This is a genomic window from Streptomyces sp. NPDC023573, from assembly GCF_055559735.1.
On record NZ_JBVHKB010000005.1, the window covers coordinates 452,258 to 478,337 of the forward strand.

Annotated in this window: 23 protein-coding genes; 14 read left to right on the plus strand and 9 right to left on the minus strand. The window is 72.6% G+C overall.

Annotated features, from left to right (window positions below):
- The first annotated feature begins 38 nt into the window (after positions 1 to 38).
- The 5 genes from ACZ32T_RS19065 to ACZ32T_RS19085 all read left to right on the plus strand — a co-directional run bounded on the left by ACZ32T_RS19065 (position 39) and on the right by ACZ32T_RS19085 (position 6,462).
- The gene (locus tag ACZ32T_RS19065; protein ID WP_467266108.1) at positions 39 to 2,159 is read left to right on the plus strand and encodes a PBS lyase; all 2,121 of its coding nucleotides are present in this window, start codon (positions 39 to 41) and stop codon (positions 2,157 to 2,159) included.
- A complete protein-coding gene (locus ACZ32T_RS19070) occupies positions 2,156 to 2,476 on the plus strand; it encodes a zinc ribbon domain-containing protein (RefSeq protein ID WP_467266110.1) in 321 nt (106 codons plus the stop codon). The genes ACZ32T_RS19065 and ACZ32T_RS19070 overlap by 4 nt, the downstream gene beginning before the upstream one ends.
- Positions 2,477 to 2,555: 79 nt before the next feature.
- The gene (locus ACZ32T_RS19075) at positions 2,556 to 3,920 is read left to right on the plus strand and encodes an FtsW/RodA/SpoVE family cell cycle protein (RefSeq protein ID WP_467266112.1); all 1,365 of its coding nucleotides are present in this window, start codon (positions 2,556 to 2,558) and stop codon (positions 3,918 to 3,920) included.
- Entirely contained in the window at positions 3,917 to 5,389 is a 1,473-nt protein-coding gene (locus ACZ32T_RS19080; RefSeq protein ID WP_467266114.1) for a penicillin-binding transpeptidase domain-containing protein, read from the plus strand. Before ACZ32T_RS19075 ends, ACZ32T_RS19080 begins: the two co-directional genes overlap by 4 nt.
- Positions 5,386 to 6,462: an amidase family protein gene (locus ACZ32T_RS19085; protein WP_467266116.1), complete on the plus strand. Its 1,077-nt coding sequence runs from the start codon at positions 5,386 to 5,388 to the stop codon at positions 6,460 to 6,462. Before ACZ32T_RS19080 ends, ACZ32T_RS19085 begins: the two co-directional genes overlap by 4 nt.
- Before the next feature lie 4 nt (positions 6,463 to 6,466).
- On the opposite strand, the gene ACZ32T_RS19090 is transcribed toward ACZ32T_RS19085, so the two are convergent.
- Positions 6,467 to 7,357: an ADP-ribosylglycohydrolase family protein gene (locus ACZ32T_RS19090; RefSeq protein WP_467367891.1), complete on the minus strand. Its 891-nt coding sequence runs from the start codon at positions 7,355 to 7,357 to the stop codon at positions 6,467 to 6,469.
- Positions 7,358 to 7,479: 122 nt separating this feature from the next.
- Between ACZ32T_RS19090 and ACZ32T_RS19095 the strand changes: the two genes are divergently transcribed.
- A complete protein-coding gene (locus ACZ32T_RS19095; RefSeq protein WP_467266120.1) occupies positions 7,480 to 7,782 on the plus strand; it encodes an SCO0607 family lipoprotein in 303 nt (100 codons plus the stop codon).
- A 20-nt stretch (positions 7,783 to 7,802) separates the two neighbouring features.
- Here the strand turns inward: ACZ32T_RS19095 and ACZ32T_RS19100 are convergent, their stop codons facing one another.
- Entirely contained in the window at positions 7,803 to 8,912 is a 1,110-nt protein-coding gene (locus ACZ32T_RS19100) for a ferritin-like domain-containing protein (protein WP_467266122.1), read from the minus strand.
- A gap of 189 nt (positions 8,913 to 9,101) precedes the next feature.
- Between ACZ32T_RS19100 and ACZ32T_RS19105 the strand changes: the two genes are divergently transcribed.
- Genes ACZ32T_RS19105 through ACZ32T_RS19115 form a run of 3 tightly spaced genes read left to right on the plus strand, consistent with a single transcriptional unit; the run spans position 9,102 to position 12,125 of the window.
- Positions 9,102 to 10,037: an AurF N-oxygenase family protein gene (locus ACZ32T_RS19105; RefSeq protein ID WP_467367893.1), complete on the plus strand. Its 936-nt coding sequence runs from the start codon at positions 9,102 to 9,104 to the stop codon at positions 10,035 to 10,037.
- A 41-nt stretch (positions 10,038 to 10,078) separates the two neighbouring features.
- Positions 10,079 to 10,870, plus strand: coding sequence for a TetR/AcrR family transcriptional regulator (locus ACZ32T_RS19110; RefSeq protein ID WP_467266126.1), 792 nt, complete (start codon positions 10,079 to 10,081; stop codon positions 10,868 to 10,870).
- A 43-nt stretch (positions 10,871 to 10,913) separates the two neighbouring features.
- A complete protein-coding gene (locus ACZ32T_RS19115; protein ID WP_467367896.1) occupies positions 10,914 to 12,125 on the plus strand; it encodes a hypothetical protein in 1,212 nt (403 codons plus the stop codon).
- Between the two features lie 34 nt (positions 12,126 to 12,159).
- On the opposite strand, the gene ACZ32T_RS19120 is transcribed toward ACZ32T_RS19115, so the two are convergent.
- Positions 12,160 to 13,188, minus strand: a complete 1,029-nt coding sequence (locus ACZ32T_RS19120; RefSeq protein ID WP_467367897.1) for a hypothetical protein — start codon at positions 13,186 to 13,188, stop codon at positions 12,160 to 12,162.
- Between the two features lie 114 nt (positions 13,189 to 13,302).
- Here ACZ32T_RS19120 and ACZ32T_RS19125 point away from each other — a divergent pair, with 114 nt between their 5' ends.
- The 3 genes from ACZ32T_RS19125 (at position 13,303) to ACZ32T_RS19135 (ending at position 17,446) form a co-directional block, all read left to right on the plus strand.
- Positions 13,303 to 13,578, plus strand: a complete 276-nt coding sequence (locus tag ACZ32T_RS19125) for a hypothetical protein (RefSeq protein WP_467266132.1) — start codon at positions 13,303 to 13,305, stop codon at positions 13,576 to 13,578.
- 71 nt (positions 13,579 to 13,649) lie between these two features.
- The gene (locus ACZ32T_RS19130) at positions 13,650 to 16,142 is read left to right on the plus strand and encodes an outer membrane protein assembly factor BamB family protein (protein WP_467367899.1); all 2,493 of its coding nucleotides are present in this window, start codon (positions 13,650 to 13,652) and stop codon (positions 16,140 to 16,142) included.
- A gap of 152 nt (positions 16,143 to 16,294) precedes the next feature.
- Positions 16,295 to 17,446 (plus strand): C40 family peptidase, encoded by a 1,152-nt coding sequence (locus ACZ32T_RS19135; protein ID WP_467266136.1) that lies wholly within the window; start codon positions 16,295 to 16,297, stop codon positions 17,444 to 17,446.
- Between the two features lie 52 nt (positions 17,447 to 17,498).
- Here the strand turns inward: ACZ32T_RS19135 and ACZ32T_RS19140 are convergent, their stop codons facing one another.
- The 5 genes from ACZ32T_RS19140 to ACZ32T_RS19160 are packed head-to-tail and all read right to left on the minus strand — an operon-like array spanning position 17,499 to position 23,191.
- Complete coding sequence (locus tag ACZ32T_RS19140; protein ID WP_467266138.1) at positions 17,499 to 18,740, minus strand: styrene monooxygenase/indole monooxygenase family protein; 1,242 nt, start codon at positions 18,738 to 18,740, stop codon at positions 17,499 to 17,501.
- A 36-nt stretch (positions 18,741 to 18,776) separates the two neighbouring features.
- Positions 18,777 to 19,427, minus strand: a complete 651-nt coding sequence (locus ACZ32T_RS19145; RefSeq protein WP_356711684.1) for a GTP-binding protein — start codon at positions 19,425 to 19,427, stop codon at positions 18,777 to 18,779.
- The gene (locus ACZ32T_RS19150) at positions 19,408 to 19,821 is read right to left on the minus strand and encodes a DUF742 domain-containing protein (protein ID WP_467367902.1); all 414 of its coding nucleotides are present in this window, start codon (positions 19,819 to 19,821) and stop codon (positions 19,408 to 19,410) included. The genes ACZ32T_RS19145 and ACZ32T_RS19150 overlap by 20 nt, the downstream gene beginning before the upstream one ends.
- Positions 19,818 to 20,297 carry a roadblock/LC7 domain-containing protein gene (locus ACZ32T_RS19155; RefSeq protein ID WP_467266144.1) on the minus strand — a complete coding sequence of 160 codons (480 nt, stop codon included), beginning with the start codon at positions 20,295 to 20,297 and terminating at the stop codon, positions 19,818 to 19,820. The genes ACZ32T_RS19150 and ACZ32T_RS19155 overlap by 4 nt, the downstream gene beginning before the upstream one ends.
- A complete protein-coding gene (locus tag ACZ32T_RS19160; RefSeq protein WP_467367904.1) occupies positions 20,294 to 23,191 on the minus strand; it encodes a sensor histidine kinase in 2,898 nt (965 codons plus the stop codon). The genes ACZ32T_RS19155 and ACZ32T_RS19160 overlap by 4 nt, the downstream gene beginning before the upstream one ends.
- A 369-nt stretch (positions 23,192 to 23,560) precedes the next feature.
- Between ACZ32T_RS19160 and ACZ32T_RS19165 the strand changes: the two genes are divergently transcribed.
- Positions 23,561 to 24,346: a protein phosphatase 2C domain-containing protein gene (locus ACZ32T_RS19165; protein ID WP_467367906.1), complete on the plus strand. Its 786-nt coding sequence runs from the start codon at positions 23,561 to 23,563 to the stop codon at positions 24,344 to 24,346.
- Between the two features lie 19 nt (positions 24,347 to 24,365).
- On the opposite strand, the gene ACZ32T_RS19170 is transcribed toward ACZ32T_RS19165, so the two are convergent.
- A complete protein-coding gene (locus tag ACZ32T_RS19170; protein WP_467266151.1) occupies positions 24,366 to 24,863 on the minus strand; it encodes a MarR family winged helix-turn-helix transcriptional regulator in 498 nt (165 codons plus the stop codon).
- Between the two features lie 236 nt (positions 24,864 to 25,099).
- On the opposite strand from ACZ32T_RS19170, the gene ACZ32T_RS19175 reads away from it, so the two are divergent.
- Positions 25,100 to 25,945, plus strand: a complete 846-nt coding sequence (locus ACZ32T_RS19175) for a lysozyme (protein ID WP_467266153.1) — start codon at positions 25,100 to 25,102, stop codon at positions 25,943 to 25,945.
- Positions 25,946 to 26,080: the final 135 nt, after the last annotated feature.

Below are 26,080 nucleotides of genomic sequence, written 5' to 3' on the forward strand. Positions count from 1 at the left end.
CCGCCGCGTCCGGGACCAAGAAACGGGGAGGGTGTGGCGTGTTCACGGGGATCGACGAGGTCGACTGGGCCTCGATGGAGCATGCCTACGGCCCGGCCGACGATGTGCCGGGGCTCTTGTACGGACTCGCGTCCGCCGACCCGGCGGAGCGGGAGAACGCGCTCGACGGCATGTACGGCGCGGTGCACCACCAGGGCGATGTGTACGCCTGCACGCTCGCGTGCATCCCGTTCCTCTTCGAGCTGGCCGTGGACCCCGGGACACGGGACCGGGGCGGCATAGTCGAGCTGCTCACCAGCATCGGCGGCATCGACCTGGACGAGGACGACGAGAGCGAGCTGGACGAGGACGAGATCGAGGGCGTGGCGAACTACGCGATGGCCGCGGCCGCCGTGTCCGCCGGTTCCGCGGTGTTCTTCGAGCTGGTGGCCGACGAGGACCCGGGCGTGCGGCTCGCCGCGCCGCTCGCCCTGGCCACCCTGCACGGCCGGCCGGGCAGGGTGCTCGCGCTGCTGCGGGAGCGGCTGCCGGTGGAGGCGGACGACGAGGTGCGGCTCGCGCTCGTCGAGGCCGCGGGCCGGATCGCGCTGCGCCACCGGCCGCTCGCGGGGCAGGCGGCCGACTGGCTGAGCAGGCTCGCCGCCGAGGCGTATCCGCCCGGGCTGCGGCTCGCGGCCCTCGCCCAGCTGGCCCGGTGCGCCCCGGACGCGCTGCCCGGTGATGTCGTACGGGTGGTGTCGGGTCTGCTGCGGGAGCTGCGCACGCGGCCTCCGCGGCCGGAACCGCCGGCCGCGAGGGCGCCGGGCGGTGACGACGCCGGGGCGGACCGGGCCGCCTCACCGACGCTGGTGGGCCGGCTGCGGGAGCTGTCGGCCGAGGAGTCCGCCGGCCGCAGCACCCCGTGGGCCGCCGACCTGCTGCGGACGCTCCACGTCGGCCTGGACGACCGTGTCGAGGACCGTACGGCACTGCTGGCGGACCAGCTGTGCAGCCCGGACCCCTGGCAGCGCCTCGACGCCGTACGGATGAGCGGCGGGCTGATCCGGGCCTGGCGCGGTTCGTACGAGGGCCTGGTGCGGCTCGTCGGCGTACAGCTCACGGATCCCGAGCCGCGGCTCGCCGAGGCCGCCTCGCACGTGCTGGAGGAGCTGTTCGGGCTGGCGGCGCCCGCGGCCGACGCCCTGGCCGCGCGGGTGGCGGCGGACCCGGGTGCGTGGGTCAGGGAGTGGGCGAGCGGGCCGCCGGGCCTGGGCTCGGCGGTGAAGGCGCTGGCCCGGCTGGGTGACGCCCGGGTGCTGCCCGCGCTCGCGGCGGCCCTGGAGCGGCCGGAGGTGCCGCACGACGTGGGATTCGCGATCCGGTGCCTGGGGGACACGGCGGCCCCTCTCGCGGAGGCGCTGCGGCGCAGGCTCGGCGAGGTCGGCCTGGACGAGGGGGCGTACGACCGGGCGAGCCCGCTGCTCGCCGGGCTGACGGCGCTGCGCGCGGGTGAGGCCGCTCCGGAGGTGCTGCGGGTGCTGCGGGGGGCGCCCGAGTACCGGGGCGAGTGGCTGCGTACGGCGGCTCTGCGGGCGCTGAGGTCGTTCGGGCCGGCGGCCCACTGTGCCGTTCCGGAGCTGCGGCGGCTGATCCGGCGGCCCGGGACCGCGACGGCGACGGAGGCGGCGGAGGCCCTGTGGGCGGTCACGGGCGACGCGGGCATGGTCCTGCCGGTACTGGCCGAGGGGCTGCGGGCGGAGCAGGTGCGCGACTGCCGGGCGGCGGTGAGCGCGCTGGGCGGACTGGGGAGCCGGGCCGAGGCGGTGGCTCCGAGGCTGCGGGGCCTGCTGGCGCACGAGGAGCTGTGGCTCCGGGTCGACGCCGCGATCGCGCTCCGGGAGGTCTCGGGGCGCGCGGACGAATCCGTTCCGGTGCTTCTGTCGGCATGGGAGAAGAACCGTCACGTCAGGGTCAGGGTCGCTGAATGTCTGGCGCGGATGGGCCCGGCCGGTGCAGGGTCGGACGCGGCACAGGTGCTGCGTGCCGAGCTCCTCTCCGTACGCCGTCACAACGCGATGGACGGCGGCTACGGCAGTCACGACACTTATGAGGACGAGAGGCTGCTGGCGCTCTGCCGGCGGGCCCTCCTGGGAGACACGGGGAAAGGAACCACATCATGATCATTTTCGGTACCAAGGGCTACCTCTACCAACTGGCGGTCCTGACGATGGTGTGCGGCTGGTGCGGCAACCCCGCGGCGCACACGCTGCGCAAGCGGGTCACCAAGTTCACGCTGTTCTTCGTGCCGCTGTTCCCGTTCTCCACGAAGTACGCGACGCAGTGCACCTTCTGCGGCGGCGAGCGGCAGATACCGAAGGAGCAGGCCGACCAGCTGCTGGCACAGGCCCAGGGCGGCCAGGACGGCAATCCGCACGGCACCGCGCAGCAGCAGCCCGGCTACGCGCCCCCCGGCGGCCAGAACCCGTACCAGCGCTGAAGTGCGGCGGGAGCGGCCGAGAAGTGCCACGGGGCTGACATAAGGGAAATAACACCTGCCTCTTGCTACGTTGCGGGGCATGACCGCACCGACGGCGGAGGCACGCCCGCCCGAGCTACGCCTGCCCAAGCGGCGCGGGGTCGAGCTCTCGCTCCTGATCGGGGCCGTGATCGTCTCCGTCTACGGCTACGCCGCCGTCGGCCTCGCCCGGAACGACGCCGTGCCTCCCGATGTCGCCGGGTACGGCGCCGGTCTCGGCCTCCTCGCCCTGCTCGCCCATCTCGCGGTCCGCTTCCGCGCCCCGTTCGCCGATCCGCTGCTGCTGCCCATCGCCGTGCTGCTCAACGGGCTGGGCCTGGTGCTGATCTACCGGCTGGACCTGGAGACCCCGAGCGACCGGGCGGCGACGACACAGCTGATCTGGTCCACGCTCGGGGTCGCGTTCTTCATCGCGGTGGTGGTGTTCCTGCGCGACCACCGGGTGCTCCAGCGGTACGCCTATCTGTCGGTCGCCGCCGCCCTCGTCCTGATGATCGTGCCGATCTTCTTCCCGGCGGTGAACGGGGCGAAGATCTGGATCAGGGTCGGCGGATTCTCCTTCCAGCCCGGCGAGTTCGCGAAGATCCTGCTCGCCGTCTTCTTCGCCGCCTACCTCGCGGCGAACCGCAACGCGCTCGCCTACACCGGCCGCAGGATCTGGAAGCTCCAGTTCCCCACCGGCCGGGTGCTGGGCCCGATCGTCGCGATCTGGCTGCTCAGCGTCGGTGTCCTCGTCCTCGAACGCGATCTGGGCACCTCGCTGCTCTTCTTCGGCCTCTTCGTGATCCTGCTCTACGTGGCCACCGGCAGGACCGGCTGGATCGCGGTGGGGCTGCTCCTCGCGGCGGCCGGCGCCTTCGCCGTCGGCTCGCTCGAACCTCATGTGCACAGCAGGGTGGAGGACTGGCTGGACCCCTACGCCACGATCAACGCGGGCCAGGGGCCCAGCCAGCTCGCGCAGTCCCTCTTCGCGTTCGCGGCGGGCGGCATGCTCGGCACCGGCCTCGGGCTCGGCCACTCCATCCTCATCGGCTTCGCCGCCAAGTCCGACTTCATCCTGGCCACCGCGGGCGAGGAGCTCGGCCTGGCCGGACTCACCGCGATCTTCCTGCTGTACGCCCTGCTCGTCGCCCGCGGTTTCCGTGCGGGCCTGGCCCTGCGGGACCCCTTCGGGCGGCTCCTGTCGGTCGGCCTCGCCTCGATCCTGGCGCTCCAGGTCTTCGTGATCGCGGGCGGGGTCATGGGGCTGATCCCGCTGACCGGGATGGCGATGCCCTTCCTGGCCCAGGGCGGATCGTCCGTGGTCACCAACTGGATCATCGTGGCGCTGCTCATCCGGGTCAGCGATGTGGCCCGCACGCCCGATCCCGCCACGGAGACCGCGCCGGCCGGGGAGGGACCGTGATCCGCCACATCCGGCACGCGGCCGGGTTCTGCCTGCTCCTGCTCCTCGCCCTGCTGGCGAACGCCGCGCGTGTCCAGCTCTTCGAGGCCGACGAGCTCACCACCAACCCCGCCAACCGCCGGACCACCATCGACCGTTACGACCAGCCGCGCGGCGACATCGTGGTCGGTGACGAGCCCGTCACCGGGTCGGAGGACACCGGCGAACAGCTCGCGTACGAGCGCACCTACCGCCACGGGCCGCTGTACGCGCCGGTGACGGGCTACGCCTCCCAGACGTACGGCACCACGCTGCTGGAGAACGCCGAGGACGGCGTCCTCTCCGGCACCGACCCGGTCCTGGCCCCGCTCCCGCTGTGGGGGGACATCACCCGCGGCCGGCAGCCCGGCGGCGATGTCGTCACCACCGTCGAGGACTCGGTGCAACGCGCGGCGTACGAGGGCCTGGACGGCCGGCGCGGCGCGGTCGCCGCCCTGGACCCCGCCACCGGCCGGATCCTGGCGCTGGTCTCCTCCCCCTCGTACGACCCGGAGGTCCTCTCCGGCACCGGCTCCGCCGTCACGGACGCCTGGGCGCGGCTCAACCGCGCGCAGAGCCGGCCGATGCTCAACCGGGCCATCCGGCAGACCTATCCGCCCGGCTCGGCCTTCAAGATCGTGACGGCGGCGGCGGCACTGGACGCGGAGGTGGTCACCGACCCGGACGCGGAGACCGACACCCCGTCCCCGTACGTCCTGCCCGGCACCTCGACCGTGCTGCCCAACGAGGCGCGCGGATGCGAGAAGGCGTCCCTGGCGGAGGCGATCCGGGTCTCCTGCAACACGGTGATGGCACACCTCGGCGTCGAGGTGGGACTGGACGGGATGCTGGAGGCGGTGGACAGGTTCGGCTTCAACGACGACGGCCTGAAGATCCCCTCCCGGGTCGCCCGCAGCAATTTCGACTCGGACATGAGCGACGACCAGCTGGCCCAGTCCTCGATCGGCCAGTTCGACACGACGGCGACCCCGCTCCAGATGGCCATGGTGGCCTCGGCGGTCGCGAACGGCGGCGACCTCAGGCGCCCCCACCTGGTGGAGAGGGTGACCACCGACGACGGCGACACGGTCCGGCAGCAGGGCTCGGACTCGTACCACCAGGCGATGAGCCCGACGACTGCCCGGCAGCTCCAGCGGATGATGGTCGACGTCGTGGAGAACGGCACCGGCACCAACGCGGCGATCGGCGGGGTGACGGTCGGCGGCAAGACGGGCACGGCGCAGCACGGGGTCGACAACTCCGGTACGCCGTACGCCTGGTTCATCGCCTGGGCACAGGCACCGGACTCCGGCCGTCCGGCGGTCGCCGTGGCGGTGGTGGTGGAGGACGCGGCGGCCGACCGGGCCGATGTCAGCGGGGGCGGCAACGCGGCTCCGATCGCCCGTGCGGTGATGGAGGCGGCGCTGGAGGCAGGGGACCGAGCCCCATGACATCAGCGGTGGCGGCGGCGCTGGCCCGGATCGGCGCACTGGATCCGGAGCTGCACGCGTTCACGGAGGTACGGCACGAGGAGGCCCTCGCCGAGGAGCGGGCCGCCCGCGGTCTCCCGCTCGCCGGGCTGCCGTTCGCGGTGAAGGGCCGCAGGGGCCTCGGCTCGTACGCGGCCCGCCGCCTGTCGGCCGCCGGCGGCGTCCCGGTCGGCACCACGTCCGTCCCGGGGCCGGGTACCCCGTGGCAGACGTGGGGGCAGGGCGCTCACGGCCGTACGGTCAACCCGTGGCGGCCCGACCGCACTCCGGGAGGCTCCTCGGCGGGCTCGGCGGTGGCCGTCGCGGCCGGCATGGTGGAGCTGGCGACGGGCAGCGACGGGGCAGGCTCGGTGCGCGTCCCGGCGGCGTGGTGCGGGGTGTTCGGCCTGAAGACGACGAACGGCGCGCTGCCCTCCCCCGACCGCACGGGCCTCGCCTCCCCCGGTGTGCTGGCCGGCTCGGCGGCACGGGCGGAGACCTACCTGCGCCATGTGCTGGACGGCTACGTGCCCCGGCCGGCGCTGCTTCCGGTCCCTGCCGCCTACAGCCCGGACCTGGGCTTCGCGTCCGTGGAGCCGGAGGTGGCCGGGGTGACGCGGGCGGCGGTGGAGCGGCTGGCGGAGGCCGGGGTGATCCGCCTGGTCAAGGACCCCGTCACGCTGCTCGACCCGGCAAAGACGTGGGCGGCGGTGCGTGGGGAGTCGCCGACCCCCGCCACCCGGGCGCTGCGGGCCGCCAACGACCGCGCCCTCGACGTCTTCTTCGCCCGTACGCCGCTGCTCCTCACCCCGGTGACGCCCAACCCGCCGCACGGCCACGAGGGCCCGGGCGACGTCTACTCCACGGCGCTCACCTGGGCGTTCAACCTCAGCGGCCATCCGGCGGCGAGCGTGCCGGCCGGTTTCACCCCGGACGGCTGCCCGGCCGGTCTCCAGCTGGTGACCGGCCGGGGGACGGACGCGGCACTGCTCGGCATCGCGTGCGCGGTGGAACGCGTCCTGCCGGCGCCGGGACCGCCGCGCCGGCTCGGCTGACCCGTCAGTTCAGGGGCTCCCGTCGCAGGCGCCACTCGGCGGGGACGCCCTCCACCCCGGTGGCCGCCCCGACGACGCCCCCGGTGATGGCACAGGTGGTGTCCACGTCCCCGAAGCCCTCCGCCGTCGACCACAGGGCGGCCTCCAGGTCGCCCGGGTGCCGCGCGGCGGTCCACAGGGCGAACGGCACGGTGTCGTCGGCCCTGATCCGGCTCCCGTTGCCCAGGAGGTCGGCGGCCTTCCACGGTTCGGTGGCGAACGGCACCTCCGCCGCACGGAGCACCCCGTCGCGCACCGGCCCTTCCGGGGTGTGACCGGCGACCGCCTCCAGCGTGAACTCCCCACGCACCGACAGTGCCGCGGCGACCGCGACCGCCACCGCTCCGGCGACGCCCTCCGGGTGGGCGTGGGTGACGACCGCCGAGAGCACGGCCTGTTCCGCGGCGTGTCCGAGGTCCGCGTGGAAGCGGGCTCCGAGGGGCGCGACCCGCATCGCCGCCCCGTTGCCCAGGCTGCCGCCCTCGAAGAGCCCCGGAGCGAGGGTGCGCCAGTCGGCCGGCGAGGCCAGCAGCTCCGGCAGCAGCATGTGCATGCCGTGGCCGTAACCACGGGCCTGGTCCGCGTCGAAGGCCAGGGCGTAGTACAGCGCGAGCCGGTCCTGCTCGACCTGCCCGTACTCGTCCAGGACCCGCTGCAGGGCCAGTGCCAGCGCGGTGTCGTCCGTCCAGTGCCAGACGGGCTCGTGCGGGGTACGGCGTGCCCGGACCTCGGCGTAGGCCTGCCGGGGCGGCCGGAAGAGCGGGAACCACCGCTCCCCGAAGGCGTCACCGAGGGCGAGTGCTTCGAGGCTGCGGCGGGCCGCTTCGGCGTCACCGGGGCCGGGAGGGGAGTTCATGCCCGCCATCCTCCGCCCGCGCACCCGGTACGTACACCGGATATGAGTACGGATGCTCACGCCCCTCCCCTCCGGCCCCGGCAGGCTGGGCACAGTCAGCCACACACCAGAGGGAGCCCCCCATGCGCACGGCCATCCGAATCCGCTCCACGCTCGGGCTCGCCCTCGCCGGCGTCACGGTCGCGCTGTTCACCAGCGCCTGTTCCTTGCAGGACGCCGTGTGCGGGGGCGGCGAGTACCCGGTCCTGCACGTGGGCAGCGCCGGCAGCGCTTGCGTGTCCGACGACGAGGAACCGCCCAAGGGTTACGCCCGCTACCCGGAGGGCAAGGTGCCCGAGCGCGTGGACGACAAGTGGGACACGTACTGGAGCACCCGGACCCTCGACGAGAACGGCCGGACCATCGAGATCCCCGAGGAGGGCTGAGGCTGTTTCCAGGGCCTCCGTCAGCCGTCCTTCCCGCCCTCCGCGATCGCCTCCGCGACCTCCGCGACCCGCTCCTGCTCCTCCGCCTCGAAGCGCTCACGGTCGAGCTGCTCCGCCATCTCCTCGTCCTGGGCCATCAGGAGGTCGAGATTCGAGTCACCCAGCTCGAAGACACCCATGTCGACGTAGGCCTTCTGGAGCCGTTCGCCCCAGAGGCCGATGTCCTTCACACAGGGGACGATCCTGCTGAAGAGCAGCTTGCGGAAGAGCTGGAGATATTCCGAGTGCTCGGAGAGGTCCTTGGCCTCCTGCTTGCCGATGCCGAAGTTCTCCAGGACCTCGACGCCGCTGAGCCGGTCGCGCATGAGGTAGCAGCCCTCGATGACGAACTCCTCGCGCTCGCGCAGTTCGGCGTCGCTCAGCTGCTTGTAGTAGTCGCGCAGCGCCATCCGCCCGAAGGCCACGTGCCGGGCCTCGTCCTGCATGACGTAGGTGAGGATCTGCTTGGGCAGCGGCCTGGTCGTGGTGTCGCGGATCATGCCGAACGCGGCGAGCGCGAGCCCTTCGATGAGGACCTGCATGCCGAGGTAGGGCATGTCCCAGCGGGAGTCGCGCAGGGTGTCGCCGAGCAGCCCCTGGAGGCTGTCGTTGACCGGGTAGAGCATCCCGACCTTCTCGTGCAGGAAGCGGCCGTAGATCTCCGCGTGCCGTGCCTCGTCCATGGTCTGGGTCGCGGAGTAGAACTTCGCGTCGAGGTCGGGGACCGCCTCCACGATCCGCGCGGCACAGACCATGGCACCCTGCTCACCGTGGAGGAACTGGCTGAACTGCCAGGAGGTGTAGTGCTTGCGGAGTTCGCCGCGGTCCCGCTCGGTCATCTTCGCCCAGTGCGGGGTGCCGTAAAGCGTCAGGGCCTCGTCCGGGGTGCCGAGCGGGTCGGCGGGGTCGACCTCCAGGCTCCAGTCGATGCGCTTGTTGCCGTCCCACTGCTTGTCCTTGCCCTTCTGGTAGAGGGCGAGGAGGCGTTCGCGGCCGTCGTCGTAGTCCCAGCTGAACCGGGCCGCGCCCGTGGCGGGCACCTGCCAAGTCGGCGCGGTGGGTGGGGTGGTGTAGAGGTCGTGTGTCGACACGGACAGCTCCTTCGCCCGGCGAGGATCGTGCATTCCGTGGTGCTGACGTCAGTTGGCAGGTTCACACGTTGGTAGACGCGCGGTCAACAAGTCGCGCACGAGGGATTGACTCCCTTGCTGACAGGCAGTCTCATAATTCATGAGCCGAAACTTGACCGCCGGTAACCCCTCTGCGAGGTGCCTTCAGCCGTGACGACAGTGACCGACGAGGACATTCAGGTGCTGCGCGATGCGCTCGGCCCCCTCAAGGACCGCGAACAGGTGGCGGCCCGCCTGCTCGAGGCCTCGGCCAAGCACTCCTTCGACCCGGACACCGAGCTCGACTGGGCTTCTGCCGTCGAGGACGGCAAGTGGTTCTGGCCGCCCGAGCTGGTCTCCCTCTACGACACCCCGCTGTGGCGGAGGATGTCCGAGGAACAGCGGATGGAGCTGGCCCGCCACGAGGCGGCGTCGCTGGCCTCGCTCGGGATCTGGTTCGAGATCATCCTGATGCAACTGCTCGTCCGGCACATCTACGACAAGTCCGTGACCAGCAAGCACGTCCGCTACGCCCTCACGGAGATAGCCGACGAGTGCCGGCACTCCATGATGTTCGCCCGCATGATCGAGTGGGGTGGCGCGCCCGCCTACCCGGTCCCCCGGCGCTATCACAACCTGGCGCGGGTGCTGAAGACCGTCTCCACCACCCCCGGTTCGTTCGCCGCGACCCTGCTCGGCGAGGAGATCCTGGACTGGATGCAGCGGCTGACCTTCCCCGACGAGCGCGTCCAGTCGCTCGTACGCGGAGTGACCCGCATCCACGTGGTCGAGGAGGCGCGGCACGTGCGTTACGCCCGCGAGGAGCTGCGGCGCCAGATGGTGACCGCTCCTCCCTGGCAGCGCAGGCTCACCCGGCTCAACTGCGGTGAGGCGGCCCGGGTGTTCTCCGTCTGCTTCGTGAACCCGCAGGTGTACGAGAACGTCGGCCTGGACCGCCACGAGGCCGTCGCGCAGGTGAAGGCGAGCGGCCACCGGGCGGAGGTCATGCAGACGGGAGCGAAGCGGCTCACGGACTTCTTCGACGACATCGGCGTGCTCAACGGCGTGGGACGCAGGCTGTGGAAGAGCTCGGGTCTGCTGGCCTGAGGCCGGCTCCCGTGCTGGAGGTAGCGCTTAGGCTTCGGAGTATGACCTCCGCACCCGCAGCACCGCCGGCCCGCGCATACCGACGGCTCGGTGTCGAGGAACGCCGCGCCCAACTGCTGGCCGCGGCACTCACGCTCTTCGCCCACCGGGCGCCGGACGACGTGTCGATCGACGAGGTGGCGGCGGCGGCCGGGGTCTCCCGTCCGCTCGTCTACCGCTACTTCCCCGGCGGCAGGCAGCAGTTGTACGAGGCGGCCCTCGGGTCGGCCGCCGAGCAGCTGACGCTCTGCTTCGCGGAACCCGCGGTCGGCCCGCCCACCGAGCGCGTCAGCCGGGTCCTCGACCGCTACCTCGGCTTCGTCGACCAGCACGACGCCGGCTTCAGCGCCTTGCTGCGCGGGGGCAGCGTCGCCGAGACCTCCCGCACGTCCACGATCGTGGACGGTGTGCGCAGGTCGGCGGCCGAGCAGATCCTGTTCCACCTCGGCCGGGGCCGTGGCCCGGGGCAGGAACCGGCCGGGCCGCGCCTGCGGATGATGGTGCGCACCTGGATCGCCGCCGTGGAGGCCGCGTCCCTGATCTGGCTGGACGAGGAGAAGCAGCCGGCCGCCTCGGACCTGCGGGGCTGGCTGGTCGACCATCTGATGGCCCTCCTCGCGGCCACCGCGGCCTCGGACGAGGAGACGGAGGCCGTGGTGGCGGACCTGCTGAGCAAGGAGACCGCCGACGGCCCCGCCGGGCGGCTCGCGACGCTGATCATCCCGGTGGCGGGCCGGGCCGCGCACCTGCTGACCCCCGAGGACGCGGCGCCCGGGAGCGGGCCGGCGGACTGATCCCGGCGAATCCCCGCACGCCGGCGGTCGCTAGTCTGCCCGGATGCGTGATGGGGGAAGCAACGAGGACGGTGACGGCGTGCCCGACGCGGCAGCCGAGGGAACGGGAACCGGCGGCCGACCGCGCCGGTTGAGGGAACACCGGACAGCCGTCTTCGCAGCGGCGCTCGTGGTCCTGGCGGCCGGGGTGACGGTTCCCCTGGCCTTTTCCAGCTCCGGTGACTCCTCCGAACAAGCCTGCCACCACCTGCCCGCCTCGGCCCGCGCCCTCGCGGACGACCCCGGGGCAGCCACGAAGTCCCTCGATCCGGGGGACGACCTCGCCGGCATCGGATCGGCGAGAAAACTCCTGAGGCACAAGAGCGTGTGCGGTGACGGCGCGCAGGTGCTCGGGCGCATCGTGGACGGCGCCACGCGCGCCACGGGCCCCGGAAGGCCGCACACCATGGCACAGGCCCGCGCGGCCTACGCGGTGGCGACCGCCGTGAAGGACATCGAACTCCCCGAAGGGCTGGCGCCGGGCCTGGCGCGCATGGTGTCCGAGTACGTGGTGGACGCCGGACGCGACCACACATGGGGCGGGCGCAAGGCCCGCGGCCCGGCCGCCGGGCCGGAGGAGGCACGGCCCGATGCCGACGGCTACGCGAAGCTCGGCCGCTTCCTCGCCCCGGGCGAGGCGCACGCCGTCTTCGAGTACGCCGACAGCGGCGTGGACGCGAACCCGGACATCGAGGACCTGGTCGGAGAACTCAGCAAGGACCCGGAGGCGTTCGCGATTCTCTACGACGCCGAGCGGGCCGATTTCGCGCACTACCTGGAGCGGCTCACCGACGACGGCGGTGACCCGGACTTCCGTCCCCCGTCGCGACCGGACAGCTCCACCCCGACGGACTGGCCCGACAGCGATCTCCAGGCCGTCGCCGACCGCATAGGCACGCTCATGAAGTACCGGACCGAGTACGCCAGGGATCGCACCCTCCCCGATCTCGCCGCCTTCGACCGGTCCGTACGCCGGCACACCCGCGGCACCTTCCGCCCCGCCGCGGAGCAGCTGGACTCGCGTCCGGCGATGGGCGACATCGCCGGCCGGCCGGTGGCCGGGCCGGTGGATGGTGACCTCACGGACGGCCGGCATCAGCTGTTCACCGTGCTGGACGACTGGGCGAAGGACCGCGGCGTGCCGGTGCGGCGTGCCGCGGCCATGAAGCAGCTGATGGACAACTCCTATGTCCGGGCACTGTGGCTGCGGAAGTGAGCCCGCTCCGCGCTCCCGCCGGGCCGGCGGGCCGTCAGAAGTGGAAGCGGAGGCCCGAGCAACCGCGCCGCCGCACCTCGTCCTCGGCGAACAGCGTCAGCAGCCGCTGTCTGTCTGCCGCCCCGACCCCCGGGATGTCCTCGGACCCCACGAGCGCGTAGTTGGCGGCCTCGCCCTGGCACCGCGCGGTGGCGGTCATGGGCGAGGGCACCCCCTTGTGCTCATGGGTGACTACGCGGTTGCTCCAGTCGCCGTACCAGGAGGCGAGAAGGATTCTTGAGGGGTCCTGCGTACTCTCGTCGGCCTCGGCGGAGGAAAGATCACAACGTCCGGCCGGGGCCGCGTCGTTGGTCCCTGCGGCGATCTGCCAGCCACCGTCCGCGGGCAGCCCCGCCCTGGTCGCCCAGCCGCAGGCCGTCCCCTCGGCCCGCGTCACCGGCACCCGCTTCCGGTCGTCCTCCGGGTCGGCCAGCGGTGCCGTCGGCTCCGGAACCTTCAAGGGCTTCGCACCGCAGCCGAGTCGGTCCGAGGCCGCGCCCGTGAGCGCCGCGGCCGTCCGGTGGGCGGCTCCGGGGATTCCGGTGAGCACGTCCCGTCCCATGCTGACGCGGACCAGAAGCTTGCGCTTCCTGCCGTCGTCGTCCGCGGGCAGGTCCGGGCAGGGCACCAGGAGGACGACGGCCCCGAAGTGGTCGACGAACCCCGGCATCCCGTCCGGCAGCGGTGCCTGCCGTTCGAATCCGTCCTCGAAGGCGTACCTGAACTCCCGGTCCTGGTCGTCACGCCGGGTGTAGGCGGCCACCGAGACGAACCGGTCACCGTCCGACTCCCCGCCGGCGAGGGTGACCTCGCAGGTGTAGGAACCGAGTTCCGCTGTGCTCGTCGACTCCTCGGAATCCAGGAAGGAGTCCTCCGGCGTCAACTGCTTCGCGGCGTCCCGGGGAAGCCCCCCGGCGCAGGCGTCGCCGATCAACGCCCACTCCTTCGCGTGGGGCTGTGCCACATGACCGCCCACGCCGAGGACCACAGCCGCCGCCACCGACACCTTCACCCAGCGCCGCATCCGTCCCCGCCCCCGTCGTGCCGATCGGACTCCGGCCCCTGCCGGGGCCGTGCGTACTGGCCGCACCCTACGGGCCGAGGAGCCGCGCCCCGCCGCCTGGGTCAGACTGGCAGCGTGAAAAGCGAGAACACGCACTTCCGCGGCGGGCCCCTGGACGGCCGGGTACTGCCCGTCCTGCTCGGACCCACCGGACATCCGCCCAAGTGGTACGAGGTCCCGGTGCCGGACGCCGACGGCGGGCCCGCCACCGTGTACGCATACCGGCGCACTCCGGCGGGTTATTCGAAGCGCCTCGGACTGCAGCGCGGCTGGGTGTACGAATTCGCCCCCGAGGGCCGTGAGCGCTTCGCCCCCAAGTGGCCCTGGACCAAGCCCCGCAGCGGGTCCTGAACCACCTCGGGGCCCCCGCCCGTAAGATCGGCGGTCAGGTGCCGAGGGCACGGTCACGAGGGGGGTGCGCCATGGAGGCGCCGCGTCAGGACGATCCACGCCGCTTCGGCCCGTACACCACGCTGGCGCGCCTTCGCGAGAGCGCGGGCGCCGTGCACTTCCTGACCCGGGGCGAAAGCCTCGACGACCTCGCCGTGGTGACGGCCGCCCGGCCCGCCCTCGCCTCCGTGCCCGCCTTCCGTCGCCGCTTCCGGTCCGAGGCCCGCACCGCGGAGCGGCTGGCCGGCGGATGGGTGCAGCCGGCGCTCGCCACGCCGGACGACGAGGGCCTGTGGACGGCCACGGCCTACGTGCCGGCGGTGACGCTCGCCGAGGCGATCGGCCTCGCCGGTCCGCTGCCCGAGCGTGCCGTACGGATACTGGGCGCGGGTCTGGCCGAGACCCTCTCCCGGGTCCACGCCACCGGGGCCGTGCTGCAGGGCCTGGCGCCGGAGACGGTGCTGCTGGCCGAGGACGGCCCCCGGCTGACCGCGTTCGGGCCTCTGGGAGCCGCCGCCTCCGCCGAGGCCAGGGAAGGCGGGCAGCTGTCCGTACGACTGGGCTACCTCACCCCCGAGCAGGTAGAGGGCAGGGAAGTGGGCCCGGCGTCCGACCTGTTCGTCCTCGGCCTGCTGCTGGCGTACGCGGCGACGGGGACGACCCCGCTCGCCGAGGGCCCCGCGGAGGAGGCCGCGGAGCGGATCGCTCACGGGTCCGCCGAACTCGGCGCCGTACCCGGCGATCTGCGCGCGCTGATCGCGCGCTGCCTGGCGAAGGACCCGGACGACCGGCCCGGTGCCGGGTCGGCCGCCGCCGAACTGGCGCTGGAGGGCGCGGCGGGGCTCGCCAAGGGCGGCTGGCTCCCCGGTCCGCTGTCGGCGGCCGTGAAGGACCAGGCGGCGCGGGTGCGCGCGCTGGAGACGCCGGACCGTGAAGGGACGGCCGGGGCCGGCGGCGGTGACATCGGCGAGGACAGCCGGACCACCCGTTTCCTGGGACCCGGGGCGCGCGCACCGCACTCCGACCGGGCGACGACCCAGCTCGCCGTCACTCGGGAAGCGGCCCCGCCCGCACCTCCGCGCACCCCTCCGCCTGCACCCGCCCGGCCCTACGCCTACCCGGCCACCGCACCGCAGGGCGTGCCCGCCGTGCCCGCACCACCGCTCCCCCGGGCCCGGCCCGCCGCCCCGTGCCCCGCCGCCGCCCCGGCCACCAGCCGCCGCGCGCTGCTCACCACCGTCGCCGCCGGTGCGGCCGGAATGGTCCTGGGTGGGGCGGCCGTGTCCGTCCTCGGGTCCGACGAGCCCGCCTCTGCGGCCGACGACAAGCCGGCCGCCGAGCCTCGCCCCACGGTCCCCGGCCGGGCGCCGGATCCCCGGTGGATGTACACCCACCCGGCCGCCTCGCCGGCGCCGCTCACCGCGGGCGTCTGGAAAGACGAGCTGCTGGTGCTGACGGACACTGCCGGGGCGACCGCCGTGAGCCTACGGACCGGGCGGAAGCTCTGGGATTGCGCCGACGCCGCGGGCGGCCAGGCGGTGCCGGCGGCCGGGGGCGGCCTCTGCTTCCTGGCGGCCCCCACCGAGTTCCTCTGGCTGGCGCCGAAGGACGGGCGGGTCGTGCACCGGGTGCGCTTCGTGGACCAGTTCGCCGGCGTACCGGACATGAAGGTTGCTCCGCTCACCGGGGTGTCCGGCACGGTCCTCTGGTTCACCGGCTCCCACACCGTCACGCAGAAGGCGCCGAAGCCGAAAAAGGGCAAGAAGCCCGGCAAGGACAAGCAGGTCGTCAAGGCGTACTTCTTCGCGTACGACATCGTGCGGCGCGAGGAGCTCTGGCGCGTCGCCGTACCCGCCGGGCGGGCGCCCGGCACCCCGGCCTACCGGCTGACCGCCGTGCGGGACGCCGACATCGTCGTACGCCAGGACGCGGGCACGCTCACCCCCGCCGACGCGGCGGCGGCCAAGGGCAGAGCGTCGTTCCGCTGCTTCGACCGCACCACGGGGAAGCAGCTGTGGACCCGGCAGTTCGGCAGGGTCGGGCCGTCCGGCGCGGCGGCCGGCGACGGGGAAGGGCGGCTGTACGGCGCGGTCGGCGACGGCCTCCAGGCCTTCGAGACCGGCACGGGGAAGCCGGTCTGGACGCTGAACGGCACCGAGTCGTCCGTCTTCGGCACGCCCGTCCCCGCCGGGACGCTGCTCCACACCACCAATCGCGACCAGGAGGTCGGCGCGGTGGAGCGGGCGACCGGAAAGCAGGTCTGGCGGCGGTCCACCGAGATCCCGCCCGGCCAGGACGCCCCCGTCCTCACGCTGAGCGGTGGCGGGAAGACGCTGCTGGCCGCGGACGCCTCCCAGGTGACCGCGTTCGCCGCGGCGGACGGGCGCCGGCTGTGGAAGTTCCAGGACATCGGGGCCCAGGACCCGAAGGGCGCCACCGTCAGCGCTCCGTACAGGGTGCTGGCCACCGGGCGGACGGCTGTCGTGCAGCGCGAGCGGGCTTTCTACGCGTTCCCCGCCCAGTGACCTCCAGGCGTCCGCCGTTCGGGGCATTCCCCCGGGCGGCACGCCCGGCGGTCCTTGCATCACCCGGGACCGGGTGACCGGATGGACGAGATCCGAGCACTTGTGGGGTAGTCCGATTAATCGGCCTCGCCCCTGTCACCGGAGGTGATGTCGTGGCACGCAGGTTCGCGCGCACCCTCTGCGCGGCGGCCCTGGCCTGGGTCGTCGCCGCCTCCCCCGCCGTGGCCGAGCCGTCGGAGCCCGAGCCGGAGCCTGTGACCGCTCCGGCCGCCGGGGCGCCGGGGAGCGTCGCCGGGCTCCTGAAGCAGTTGCAGACGCTCTACCGGAAGGCCGAGGAGGCCGGTGAGCTCTACAACGGCACCGAGGAGGAGCTGAAGAAGCGGACCGCCGAGGCCAGGAAGCTCCGCACCGAGCTGGCCGAGGCACGGAGGGCGCTGAACGCCGGGCGCAGGGACGCCGGACGCCTGGCGCGCGACCAGTACCAGGGGAGCACCGACTTCTCCGTCTACATGACACTGCTGCTGGCCGACGACCCGGCCCGCGCCCTGGAGCAGAGCCATGTCATCGAGCGCGCACAGGCCGGCCGTTCGGCCGTGGTCGACCGGCTCGCCGGAGCGGAGAAGCGTGCCGAGCTCCTGGCGGCCAGGTCCCGGACGGCCCAGGAGCGGCAGCGGGTGCTGGCCGAGCGGCAGAAGAAGCAGCGCGACACCGTGCGGTCCCGGCTGAAGGGCATCGAGGCGATGCTGGCCTCGCTCTCGGCGGAGCAGCTCGCCGCGGTGGCGAAGCTGGAGGAGCGGAACATCGGCGCCGCCCAGGACGCGCTGACCGCCTCGGGAGCGCTCAGCTCCGTCCGCCCGCCGTCCGAGGCGGGCGGGGAGGCCGTCCGCTACGCCGTCGAGCAGATCGGCAAGCCCTACGTGTGGGGCGCGGAGGGCCCGGAGTCGTACGACTGTTCCGGGCTCACCTCGCAGGCGTGGTCCACCGCGGGCCGGGCCATCCCGCGCACGTCGCAGGAGCAGTGGCGGCAGCTCCCGAAGGTGCCGGTCCGCTCGCTGCGCCCCGGGGACCTGGTGGTCTACTTCCCGGAGGCGACGCACGTCGCGCTCTACATCGGCGACGGCCTCGTGGTCCAGGCGCCCAGGCCGGGCGCCACGGTGAAGGTCTCACCGCTGGCGTCGAACCCGCTCCTGGGGGCCGTACGCCCGGACCCGGGCGGCAAGCCGCTCAGCACGTACACGCTCCCCGAACTCCCCGAGGGCGCCACCTCGGGCGCGGACACGGGGTACGACGCCCCGGAAGCCTGAGAACCGGGCCGTCATCGCCCTGGTGACGGCCCGGTTCCCGTGCGTGCCGGCGTCAGTCCTGGGGGCCCGAGATCTCGGCGAGGTACGCGTTCGTCTTCTCGGGCTCGTAGAAGAAGTTCTCGAAGTCCGCCGGGTCGTTGAACCCGTTCGCGAACCGGTCGGCGGCGGGCTGGAGCCCGCCGGCCGCACCGATGAGGTTCAGGACGTGCTCCGGCGGCGGCGCGAGCATCGCGTTCGTCCACTTCACCACGTGCTGGGTCTTCTCCCAGTGCCGCTCGAACGTGGCTTCCATCCACTCCTCGTCGAACGGCCGGTCGCCGTGTTCCAGGATCGAGTGCAGGTAGGAGTGCGCACACTTGGACGCGGTGTTGGAGCCCTGGCCGGTGATCGGGTCGTTGGCGACGACCACGTCCCCCACACCGAGGACCAGGCCGCCTCCGGGCAGCCGGCCCACGGGCTTGCGCACGGTCGGGGCGTAACGGCCCGCCAGCGTCGCGTTGGCGTCGGTCAGCTCGACCTTGGTGGCGCGTGCGTACTCCCACGGGGTGAACCGCTCCATGAGCTCCAGCGTCTTGGCCAGGTGCTCCGAGGGGTCCTTCACGCCCTGGAAGGCGTCGAGGGGGCCGCCGGGGACACCCTCCCAGAACAGGATGTCCGCGCGGCCCGACATCGTCAGGGTCGGCATGACGAAGAGTTCGCCGACGCCCGGGACCAGGTTGCACCGGACCGCGTCGAACTCCGGGTGCTCCGGGCGCGGGCCCAGACCGTGCACATAGGCGACGGCCAGTGCGCGCTGCGGAGCGTCGTACGGCGAACGCGAGGCGTCCCGGCCGAACATGGAGACGAGCTCGCCCTTGCCGGCCGAGACCATCACCAGGTCGTACGTACGGGAGAAGTAGTCCAGGTCGGAGACCGCGGCACCGTGGATGACGAGCTGCCCGCCGCGCTGGGCGAACGTCTCCATCCAGCCGGCCATCTTGACGCGCTGGTCGACGGACTGGGCGATGCCGTCCAGCTTGCCGACCCAGTCGATGACACGCGAGGAGTCCGGCCCGGCGACCGAGACGCCGAGGCCCTCGATCCGCGGGGCCTGCGACTCCCAGAAGTTGAGCTGAAGGTCGCGCTCGTGCTGGAGAGCCGTGTGGAACATGCACTGCGTCGACATGACCCGGCCGGACCGGATCTCGTCCGCGGTGCGGTTGGACATCAGGGTGACTTCGTACCCGTTGGACTGCAGTCCGAGGGCGAGCTGGAGACCGGACTGGCCGGCTCCGACTATGAGTATCTTCCGCATCGCGGTTCTCCGTTACGTGTACTGGGCGCGTCGGTCTTACTCGGGGGCGACGTCGAGTGCGTGGCCCACCAGGGCGAGCAGCGACTCGACGACGGTGATCCTCTTACGCGCGTCCATGATCACAACAGGTACGTGCGGAGCTATTGTCAGGGCCTCCCTGACGTCCTCCTCCTCGTAACCGGTCGTCCCCTCGAAGTGGTTGACGGCCACGATGTAGGGAAGTCCGCAGCTCTCGAAGTAGTCGAGCGCCGCGAAGCAGTCGGCGAGGCGCCGGGTGTCGGCCAGGACCACGGCGCCGATCGCGCCGCGCACCAGGTCGTCCCACATGAACCAGAAGCGCTGCTGGCCGGGGGTCCCGAAGACGTACAGGACGAGGTCGTCGTCCAGTGTCAGTCGGCCGAAGTCCATCGCGACGGTCGTGGTGACCTTGTCGGGCGTGGCCGAGAGGTCGTCGGTCTCCTCGCTGGCCTGCGTCATCAGCGCTTCGGTCTGCAGCGGGGTTATCTCGGAGACCGAGCCGACGAAGGTCGTCTTGCCCACGCCGAACCCGCCGGCGACCACGATCTTGGTCGCGATCGGCGCGCGGGTGTGGTCGAGCTGCCAGGTCTGTACCGGCTCGTCCGGCCGCTCCTGCGGCCCTCGCTGACGCGGAGTGAAGAGCGGCGCCTCAGAGACGGCGGAGTCCATTGAGCACCCTTTCGAGCAGCGCGCGGTCGGGCTGGCCGGTGCCGTGACCGGTCCCGTAGACGCGGATCTTTCCCTGGTCGGCCAAGTCGCTGAGCAGCACACGGACCACACCGAGCGGCATCTTCAGCAGGGCGGAGATCTCCGCGACCGTACGCATACGGCGGCAGAGTTCGACGATGGCGTGGAGCTCGGGCATGACGCGCGAGGCGAGGTTGCCGTTGGTGAGCTCGCGGCGCTCCTCGGGGGCGTCCAGCGCCGCGACGAACGTCTCGACGAGCAGGACGTGGCCGAAGCGGGTGCGGCCTCCGGTGAGGGAGTACGGGCGGACCCGTGCGACCTTGCGGTCGGCACCGCGGACCGGGAGTTTTCGTGCGGGTTCAGCAGCTGACGTCACTGGGTGCTCTCCATCGATTTGCGCAGCTCACTGCGGAGTTCGGGGGTGAGTACGTGTCCGGCACGGCCGACGAAGAGCGCCATGTGGTAGGCGATGACGCTCATGTCGCAGTCGGCGGTGGCGTGCACACCGAGCAGGGAACCGTCGCTGATCGACATGACGAAGACGCTGCCCTCGTCCATGGCGACCATCGTCTGCCTGACGCCGCCGCCGTCCATCAGCTTGGCGGCGCCGATCGTGAGGGACCCGATGCCGGAGACGATGGTGGCGAGGTCGGCGCTGGAGCCCCTGGGGCCCGTCTGCCGTCCTCCCACCTCGGCCGCCGCGAGACCGGGGTCCGAGGAGAGCAGCATCAGTCCGTCGGACGAGACGACGGTGACCGAGTGGACCCCTGGCACCTCCTCCACGAGATTGCTCAGCAACCAGTGCAGGTTCCGGGCCTCGGCGCTCAGCCCGAATGTGCTGGGTGCAGTCAACTGCGTGCCTCCTCGACTGTGTCCCCCGTCTCATCGATGCGACCGTCGGTACGGTCGTGGTCGGTCTGTGGGCCGGTGTCGGCGATCTCCGCCTCGACATCGTGGCGGCCGTCCTTCGCGCCCTGGTGGAACCCGCCCAGCCGACGGCGCAGGGCCTCCTTGTCCAGGGTGCGCTTGCGATCGGTGGCCGGGGCCGCCGGCGCTGCCGCGATCTTCGGGGTGCGCTTGGGCAGTCCCTTGTCCGTGAGGCGCTCGGGCAGCGGTGCCGGGTCGGGCACCTCCTCGCCCAGTCCGGTCAGCGGCTGCCGGGGGCCGGGAAGGGCGTCGGCGGCGGGCTCGGCCGCCGGGGTCGCGGGCGCGGGGGCGGGGGCTGCCGGCACGGGGCTCGTGTCGGCGGCACGCTCATGACGGTCGGGGCCGACGGCGTACGGGCTCGGCGCGTCCTGCTGAGCGGGCAGCCGGACCTGCATCGTGGTCTCGGACTCGGACTCCTGGCCGGCGGCGGGACCGGCCCCCGGCACGGCCTCGGACGTCGGCTCCGCCGCGGGCTCGGCCCCGGCCCCGGCCCCGGTGGGCGCGGCCGCCTCCGGTGCCTTGGGCTCCGGTGCCGTGGGCTCCGGTGCGGTCGGCTCCGGCGCCGCCGTCTGCAGGGTGCGCTCGGCGGCCGCGATCAGCGGGTCGTCGGCGGGCTGGGGCGAACGGGGCGGCAGTGCGTTGGAGTTGGCCTCGGCGACCGATCCCGGGAGGTTCAGCGTGGGCGCGTCCCCGGGCAGCGGCACGGGCGGCGGGGACGCCGCGGGCGGCGCCTTGGGCAGCAGCGCCTGCGGAAGGACGACGACCGCGGTCACCCCGCTCCCCTTCTGTTCGCGCAGCTGCACCCGCACTCCGTGGCGGGCCGCCAGCAGCGAGGTCACCTGAAGACCGAGCCCGGCCCCGTCCGCGGCCTGTTCGCCGGCTTCGAAGGACGCCGGGTCGGCCAGCCTCGCATTGAGCTCGCTCATCCGGACCGCCGACATGCCGATGCCCTCGTCCTGCACGGAGAGCATCACCTCCCCGGTCTCCAGCAGCCAGCCGGAGAGCTCGACATGGGAGTCCGGCGGGGAGAAGGAGGTCGCGTTCTCCAGGAGTTCGGCGACGAGGTGGCTCAGGTCGTCGGCGGCGAAGCCCGCGATCTGGGCGTGCGGCGGCAAGGACTGGATGGTGACCCGCTCGTACCGCTCGATCTCGCTGACCGCGGCGCGCAGTACGTCGACGAGCGGGATCGGGCCCGCGTGCCCCTGGTTGTGGTCGGTGCCCGCGAGGACCAGCATGTTCTCGCTGTGGCGCCGCATGACGGTGGCCATGTGGTCCAGCTTGAAGAGGGTGGCGAGGCGTTCCGGGTCCTGCTCACGCTCCTCCAGGCCCTCGATGACGCCGAGCTGGCGCTCGACGAGCCCGAGCGTGCGCAGTGACAGGTTGACGAAGGTGTGGTGGACGGTGTTCCGCAGCCGCTCCAGCTGCTTTCCGAGCTCGGCCACCGTGACCTGGAGTTCGGCCCGCTGGAGCGTGAGGGCCTCCCGGCCGGCGATGAGTTCGCCGCGCTCGGTCTGCAGGCCCTCCAGCCGGCCGGTGACGTCGTGGTGCAGTCCGTGCAGCTTGCCGTGGAGGGCGTTGATGGACCGCACGACCTGGGCGAACTCGTCGTTGCGCCCGGTGTAGCGGACCGGTTCGGCGGTCTCGGGCTCGGCGGCGATGCGGCCGGCCCCGATCCGCAGGACGGCCAGCGGCTGGGTGAGGGTGCGGGCGACGGCGGTGGAGACGCCGACGGCGATGAGGAAGCAGCCGCCGAGCAGGGCGAGGTGGAGTTCCAGCGCGGTGACGTCGTCGTCGCGCAGCGCTTCCAGGCGCTTGACCTGTGCGGTGCCCAGCGCGGACTCGACTCCGCGCATGCGGTCGATCCGGGCGGAGAGCGCCGCCCCGACCTTCTCGGGGTCGGCTTCCCGGTCGGATTCGGACAGCTCGGGCCGGTCGGTGAGCCGGGTGAGGTACTTCTCCGCGCCGGTGACCTCGGGCCCGGTCACCGTGGAGGCGAGCCGGTCCCGGGCCGAGGGTCCGGCCGCCTGGTCGAAGTCGGCGAGAGAGGCGAGCTCCCGCACCCGTGCCTGCTGGGCGGCGGCGCTCAGCTCGTCGCGGTCGCGGTCGTCCTCACTGTCGCCCTCGTCCTGGGTCTGCACGGGCAGACCGGTGAAGGGGTCGATCTGCTGCTGCGGCTCGGTACCGGGCACGGCGAGCGCGGCCAGGAGCAGGCCCCTGGTGGCGGAGGCCTGCTCCACGGCACTGCCGAGGGCCAGCGGGGCCCGGGTGGCGTCGGCGGCGCGCGGCGGGGTCTTCTCGGCGAGCTCGTCGGCGAGGCCGTGGAGCTTGGCGATGACCTCGGAGTACTCCTGGTACGCCTCCATCGCCGAGCCCTTGCCGGTGAGGGCGGTCCTGCGGAGCGAGGGGACGGCGGCGAGGTCCCGGCGCAGCGACGCCGGGGCCGCCTCCCGGATCTCGTCCATCTGCTGGTCGACGCGGGCCGCGGTGCTCGTGGTGCCGGAGTCGCCGGCCTGGTCCTCACGGCCGCCCGCGATGTGGGCGGTGACCTCGTCGCGCTCGTCCGCGAGGGAGTGCGCGAGAGTGATCGCCTGCTGGTTCAGCTCGGCGAGGGTGACGAGCCGCTGGGACTCGTTGAGATCGGAGGACGCGCCGAGGGCCGCCGGGGCTCCCGCCGCGATGACGGTGATCCCTACGACGGCGACGCCGGCGACGAGCCGGCTGCGTACCCGTACGGTCCGCTTGGAGGCACCCGCTGCCGGAGGCATCGCCCCGGACTCCTCGCGCGCGCTGTCCTTGCTCCGAGGCCGCTTCTTCTGCACCGGTGCTCGCAATCTTGACTCGTCCGCCCTTGAAGCAGAGGTGACGCACGGTCACGTGAATGGGCACCCGCCCTGATGTGCGCCGTACGGCTTCCGACCATTCCAGCGCTTTTGGGAGGGGGCCGTGCATCAACCGCTCCGCCACTCGAACGAGTGAACATCACTCCGGAGTTGGCGAACAAGTCTCCCCACGGGCGCGGCAGGCCATGCACGGACGACCGGGTGGAACTTCGGGCCAGGCTTTGGCAGTATGCCCGCCCGCATCCGCGCGGAGCTCCGGATTGCGTGGATGGGCGCCATCTGACCTGCTGGTACGGTCCAACCGCGGGATTGCGGGGGGCCGGTGAAGACATCGTGCAGACTGGCCGGATGCGTATCGAACTCGCCACCGAGCCCGGCAGCCGCGAACGCCCCAACGAGGATTGGGCGTCGGCCGCCGTGCCCGCGGCAGGCCAGGGCGGAACCCTCGTTCTGCTCGACGGCGTCACGCCACCCCCGGGCAGTGACGGCTGCGTGCACTCGGTTCCGTGGTTCACCGCGCGGCTCGGAGGGGCGCTGGCCGAACTGTCCGCTTCGCGACGGGATCTGACACTCTCCGAGATCCTCTCGGTGTCCATCCGGCGCACCGCCGACACACACCGTTCCCTGTGTGACCTTTCTCACCCGCGCACGCCTCAGGCGACGGTGGTCCTGGCGCGTTGGGACGAGGAGCGGGTCGAGCACCTGGTGCTCTCCGACTCGGCTCTGCTCGTGGAGGCATCCGACGGCACGGTCCGGCCGCTGCTCGACGACCGGACCGACCGGCTGCCCCCGGGTTCGCTCGCCTCGGAGGAGATCGCGGACGCCCGCGTCCGGAACAAGGAGGGCGGCTTCTTCACGGCCGCGGCGGACCCCTCGGTGGCCTCCCGCGCGGTGACGGGCGAGACCCCGCGCGGGGAGGTCCGGGCACTGGCGGCACTGACCGACGGGGCGAGCCGCTGGACGGAGATGTTCCGGGAGGGTGACTGGACGGCCACCCTGGAGGTGCTCCGCAAGGCGGGGCCGCAGGGGCTGATCGACCGCGTCAGGGAGCTGGAGCGGGCCGACACCGGCCGGGTGCGTCTGCGCCGCGGCAAGACGCATGACGACGCGACAGCGGTTCTGGTGGAGCTGTGACGGTCGTCTTTCCGGCCTTTCAGTCCTCGGCGCGCTCGTTGAAGTGGTGCAGCAGCCGCGCCAGCTCCGCGACCTCGGCCCGGTCCCAGTCGGCGAGCTTGCGGGCGTAACGGCCCCGGCGCGCGTCACGGACGCTGCGGAAGCGCGCGAGGCCTTCCTCGGTGAGGTGAACGAGCGAGGCGCGGCCGTCCGCCGGGTCGGTCTCCCGCGCCACCAGGCCGAGGCCCTCCAGGGCGCGCAGCTGACGGCTCACGGTCGCCTTGCCCACTCCGAAGTAGGCGGCGAGATCGGTGGCACGCTGCCGGCCCGCGGACTCCAGCCGTACGAGAAGTCCGTAGGCCGCGGCTTCCAGGTCCGGATGGACCTCGCGGGCCATTTCCCCCGAATTGGCCCGGGCCCGGCGCAGGAAGACAGCCAACTCCCGCTCCAGAGCGAGAAATTCATGGTCCACACCACTTCCGGCCGTCGCACCGGGTTCACCGCCGCTTCCGCTCCCGTGCACGTCAGCACCCCTCATACGTTTTCCCGCCGATGAAAGTTTCTTTCAACTCCGGCCATCACCGCAGCTGGGCCAGTATTTCGCAGGCGTAGACCTCCGGCACCGGCCAGGCCCCCTTCCGGAGGGCGGGTCTACGTGCGTAGCTTCGTTCCTGCCACGGGTGGCATGTCCACACCATGGTGCACGCACCGCAGGAGCGTCCCGCACCCGCTCCCGCGCCATGAGCTCCCCCACCGAGCCCTCGGAGGCACGCAATGCCCGTGCACAGATCCGGATCCGCAGCTTCAGCGCACCGCCCCCGCCTCTTCGCGGCGGGCACCCTCCTCGCCGCCCTCGCCCTCCTGGTCACGCTGCCCGGCGCGGCGTCGGCGGCCGACTCCGCGACCGCCCCCGAACGGGGTACGGCCAGGATGGGCCAGGGCGTCATCGCCCACGACGGCCAGGGCCGCGGCGCCCCCACGGGGACGAGGGCCGTCCAGACCGAAGGGGTGGACGTCAGCAGCCACCAGGGCAACGTCGCCTGGTCGACCCTGTGGAACAGCGGCGTGAAGTGGGCCTACGTCAAGGCCACCGAGGGGACGTACTACAAGAACACGTACTTCACGCAGCAGTACACCGGCTCCTACAACGTCGGCATGATCCGGGGCACTTACCACTTCGCCACTCCGGACACGACCAGCGGCGCGGCCCAGGCGAACTACTTCGTGGACAACGGCGGCGGCTGGTCCAAGGACGGCAGGACCCTGCCCGGCGTGCTGGACATCGAGTGGAATCCGTACGGCGCGCAGTGCTACGGGAAGTCCCAGGCCGGCATGGTCGCCTGGATCCGCGACTTCGTGAACACCTACAAGGCGCGGACCGGGCGTGACGCCGTGATCTACACCGCCACCAGCTGGTGGAAGGACTGCACGGGCAACAACGCGAGCTTCGGCGCCACCAACCCGCTCTGGGTCGCCCGCTACAACACCACGGTCGGTGAACTCCCGGCCGGGTGGAGCTTCTACACGATGTGGCAGTACACGTCGTCGGGCCCGACGGTCGGCGACCACAACCGCTTCAACGGCGCCCTCGACCGCGTGGTGGCACTCGCGAACGGCTGAGCCGGCACGACGCAGGACCCGAGCCCCGGTGACGAAGCTCCAGGTCACCGGGGCTCAGCGCTGCCCCGCCCCCCACTATGCACTAAGCGTATACACGCTATGTATAGTCCTGGCGTGCCGTACCACCGGTGTGCG

Bases quoted from the DNA above. Each gene is read 5' to 3' on its own strand.
- ACZ32T_RS19070 (WP_467266110.1), top strand. From the start codon at position 2,156: ATGATCATTTTCGGTACCAAGGGCTACCTCTACCAACTGGCGGTCCTG.
- ACZ32T_RS19075 (WP_467266112.1), top strand. From the start codon at position 2,556: ATGACCGCACCGACGGCGGAGGCACGCCCGCCCGAGCTACGCCTGCCC.
- ACZ32T_RS19085 (WP_467266116.1), top strand. From the start codon at position 5,386: ATGACATCAGCGGTGGCGGCGGCGCTGGCCCGGATCGGCGCACTGGAT.
- ACZ32T_RS19090 (WP_467367891.1), bottom strand. From the start codon at position 7,357: ATGAACTCCCCTCCCGGCCCCGGTGACGCCGAAGCGGCCCGCCGCAGC.
- ACZ32T_RS19095 (WP_467266120.1), top strand. From the start codon at position 7,480: ATGCGCACGGCCATCCGAATCCGCTCCACGCTCGGGCTCGCCCTCGCC.
- ACZ32T_RS19110 (WP_467266126.1), top strand. From the start codon at position 10,079: ATGACCTCCGCACCCGCAGCACCGCCGGCCCGCGCATACCGACGGCTC.
- ACZ32T_RS19115 (WP_467367896.1), top strand. From the start codon at position 10,914: ATGCGTGATGGGGGAAGCAACGAGGACGGTGACGGCGTGCCCGACGCG.
- ACZ32T_RS19120 (WP_467367897.1), bottom strand. From the start codon at position 13,188: ATGCGGCGCTGGGTGAAGGTGTCGGTGGCGGCGGCTGTGGTCCTCGGC.
- ACZ32T_RS19130 (WP_467367899.1), top strand. From the start codon at position 13,650: ATGGAGGCGCCGCGTCAGGACGATCCACGCCGCTTCGGCCCGTACACC.
- ACZ32T_RS19140 (WP_467266138.1), bottom strand. From the start codon at position 18,740: ATGCGGAAGATACTCATAGTCGGAGCCGGCCAGTCCGGTCTCCAGCTC.
- ACZ32T_RS19145 (WP_356711684.1), bottom strand. From the start codon at position 19,427: ATGGACTCCGCCGTCTCTGAGGCGCCGCTCTTCACTCCGCGTCAGCGA.
- ACZ32T_RS19165 (WP_467367906.1), top strand. From the start codon at position 23,561: ATGCGTATCGAACTCGCCACCGAGCCCGGCAGCCGCGAACGCCCCAAC.
- ACZ32T_RS19170 (WP_467266151.1), bottom strand. From the start codon at position 24,863: ATGAGGGGTGCTGACGTGCACGGGAGCGGAAGCGGCGGTGAACCCGGT.
- ACZ32T_RS19175 (WP_467266153.1), top strand. From the start codon at position 25,100: ATGCCCGTGCACAGATCCGGATCCGCAGCTTCAGCGCACCGCCCCCGC.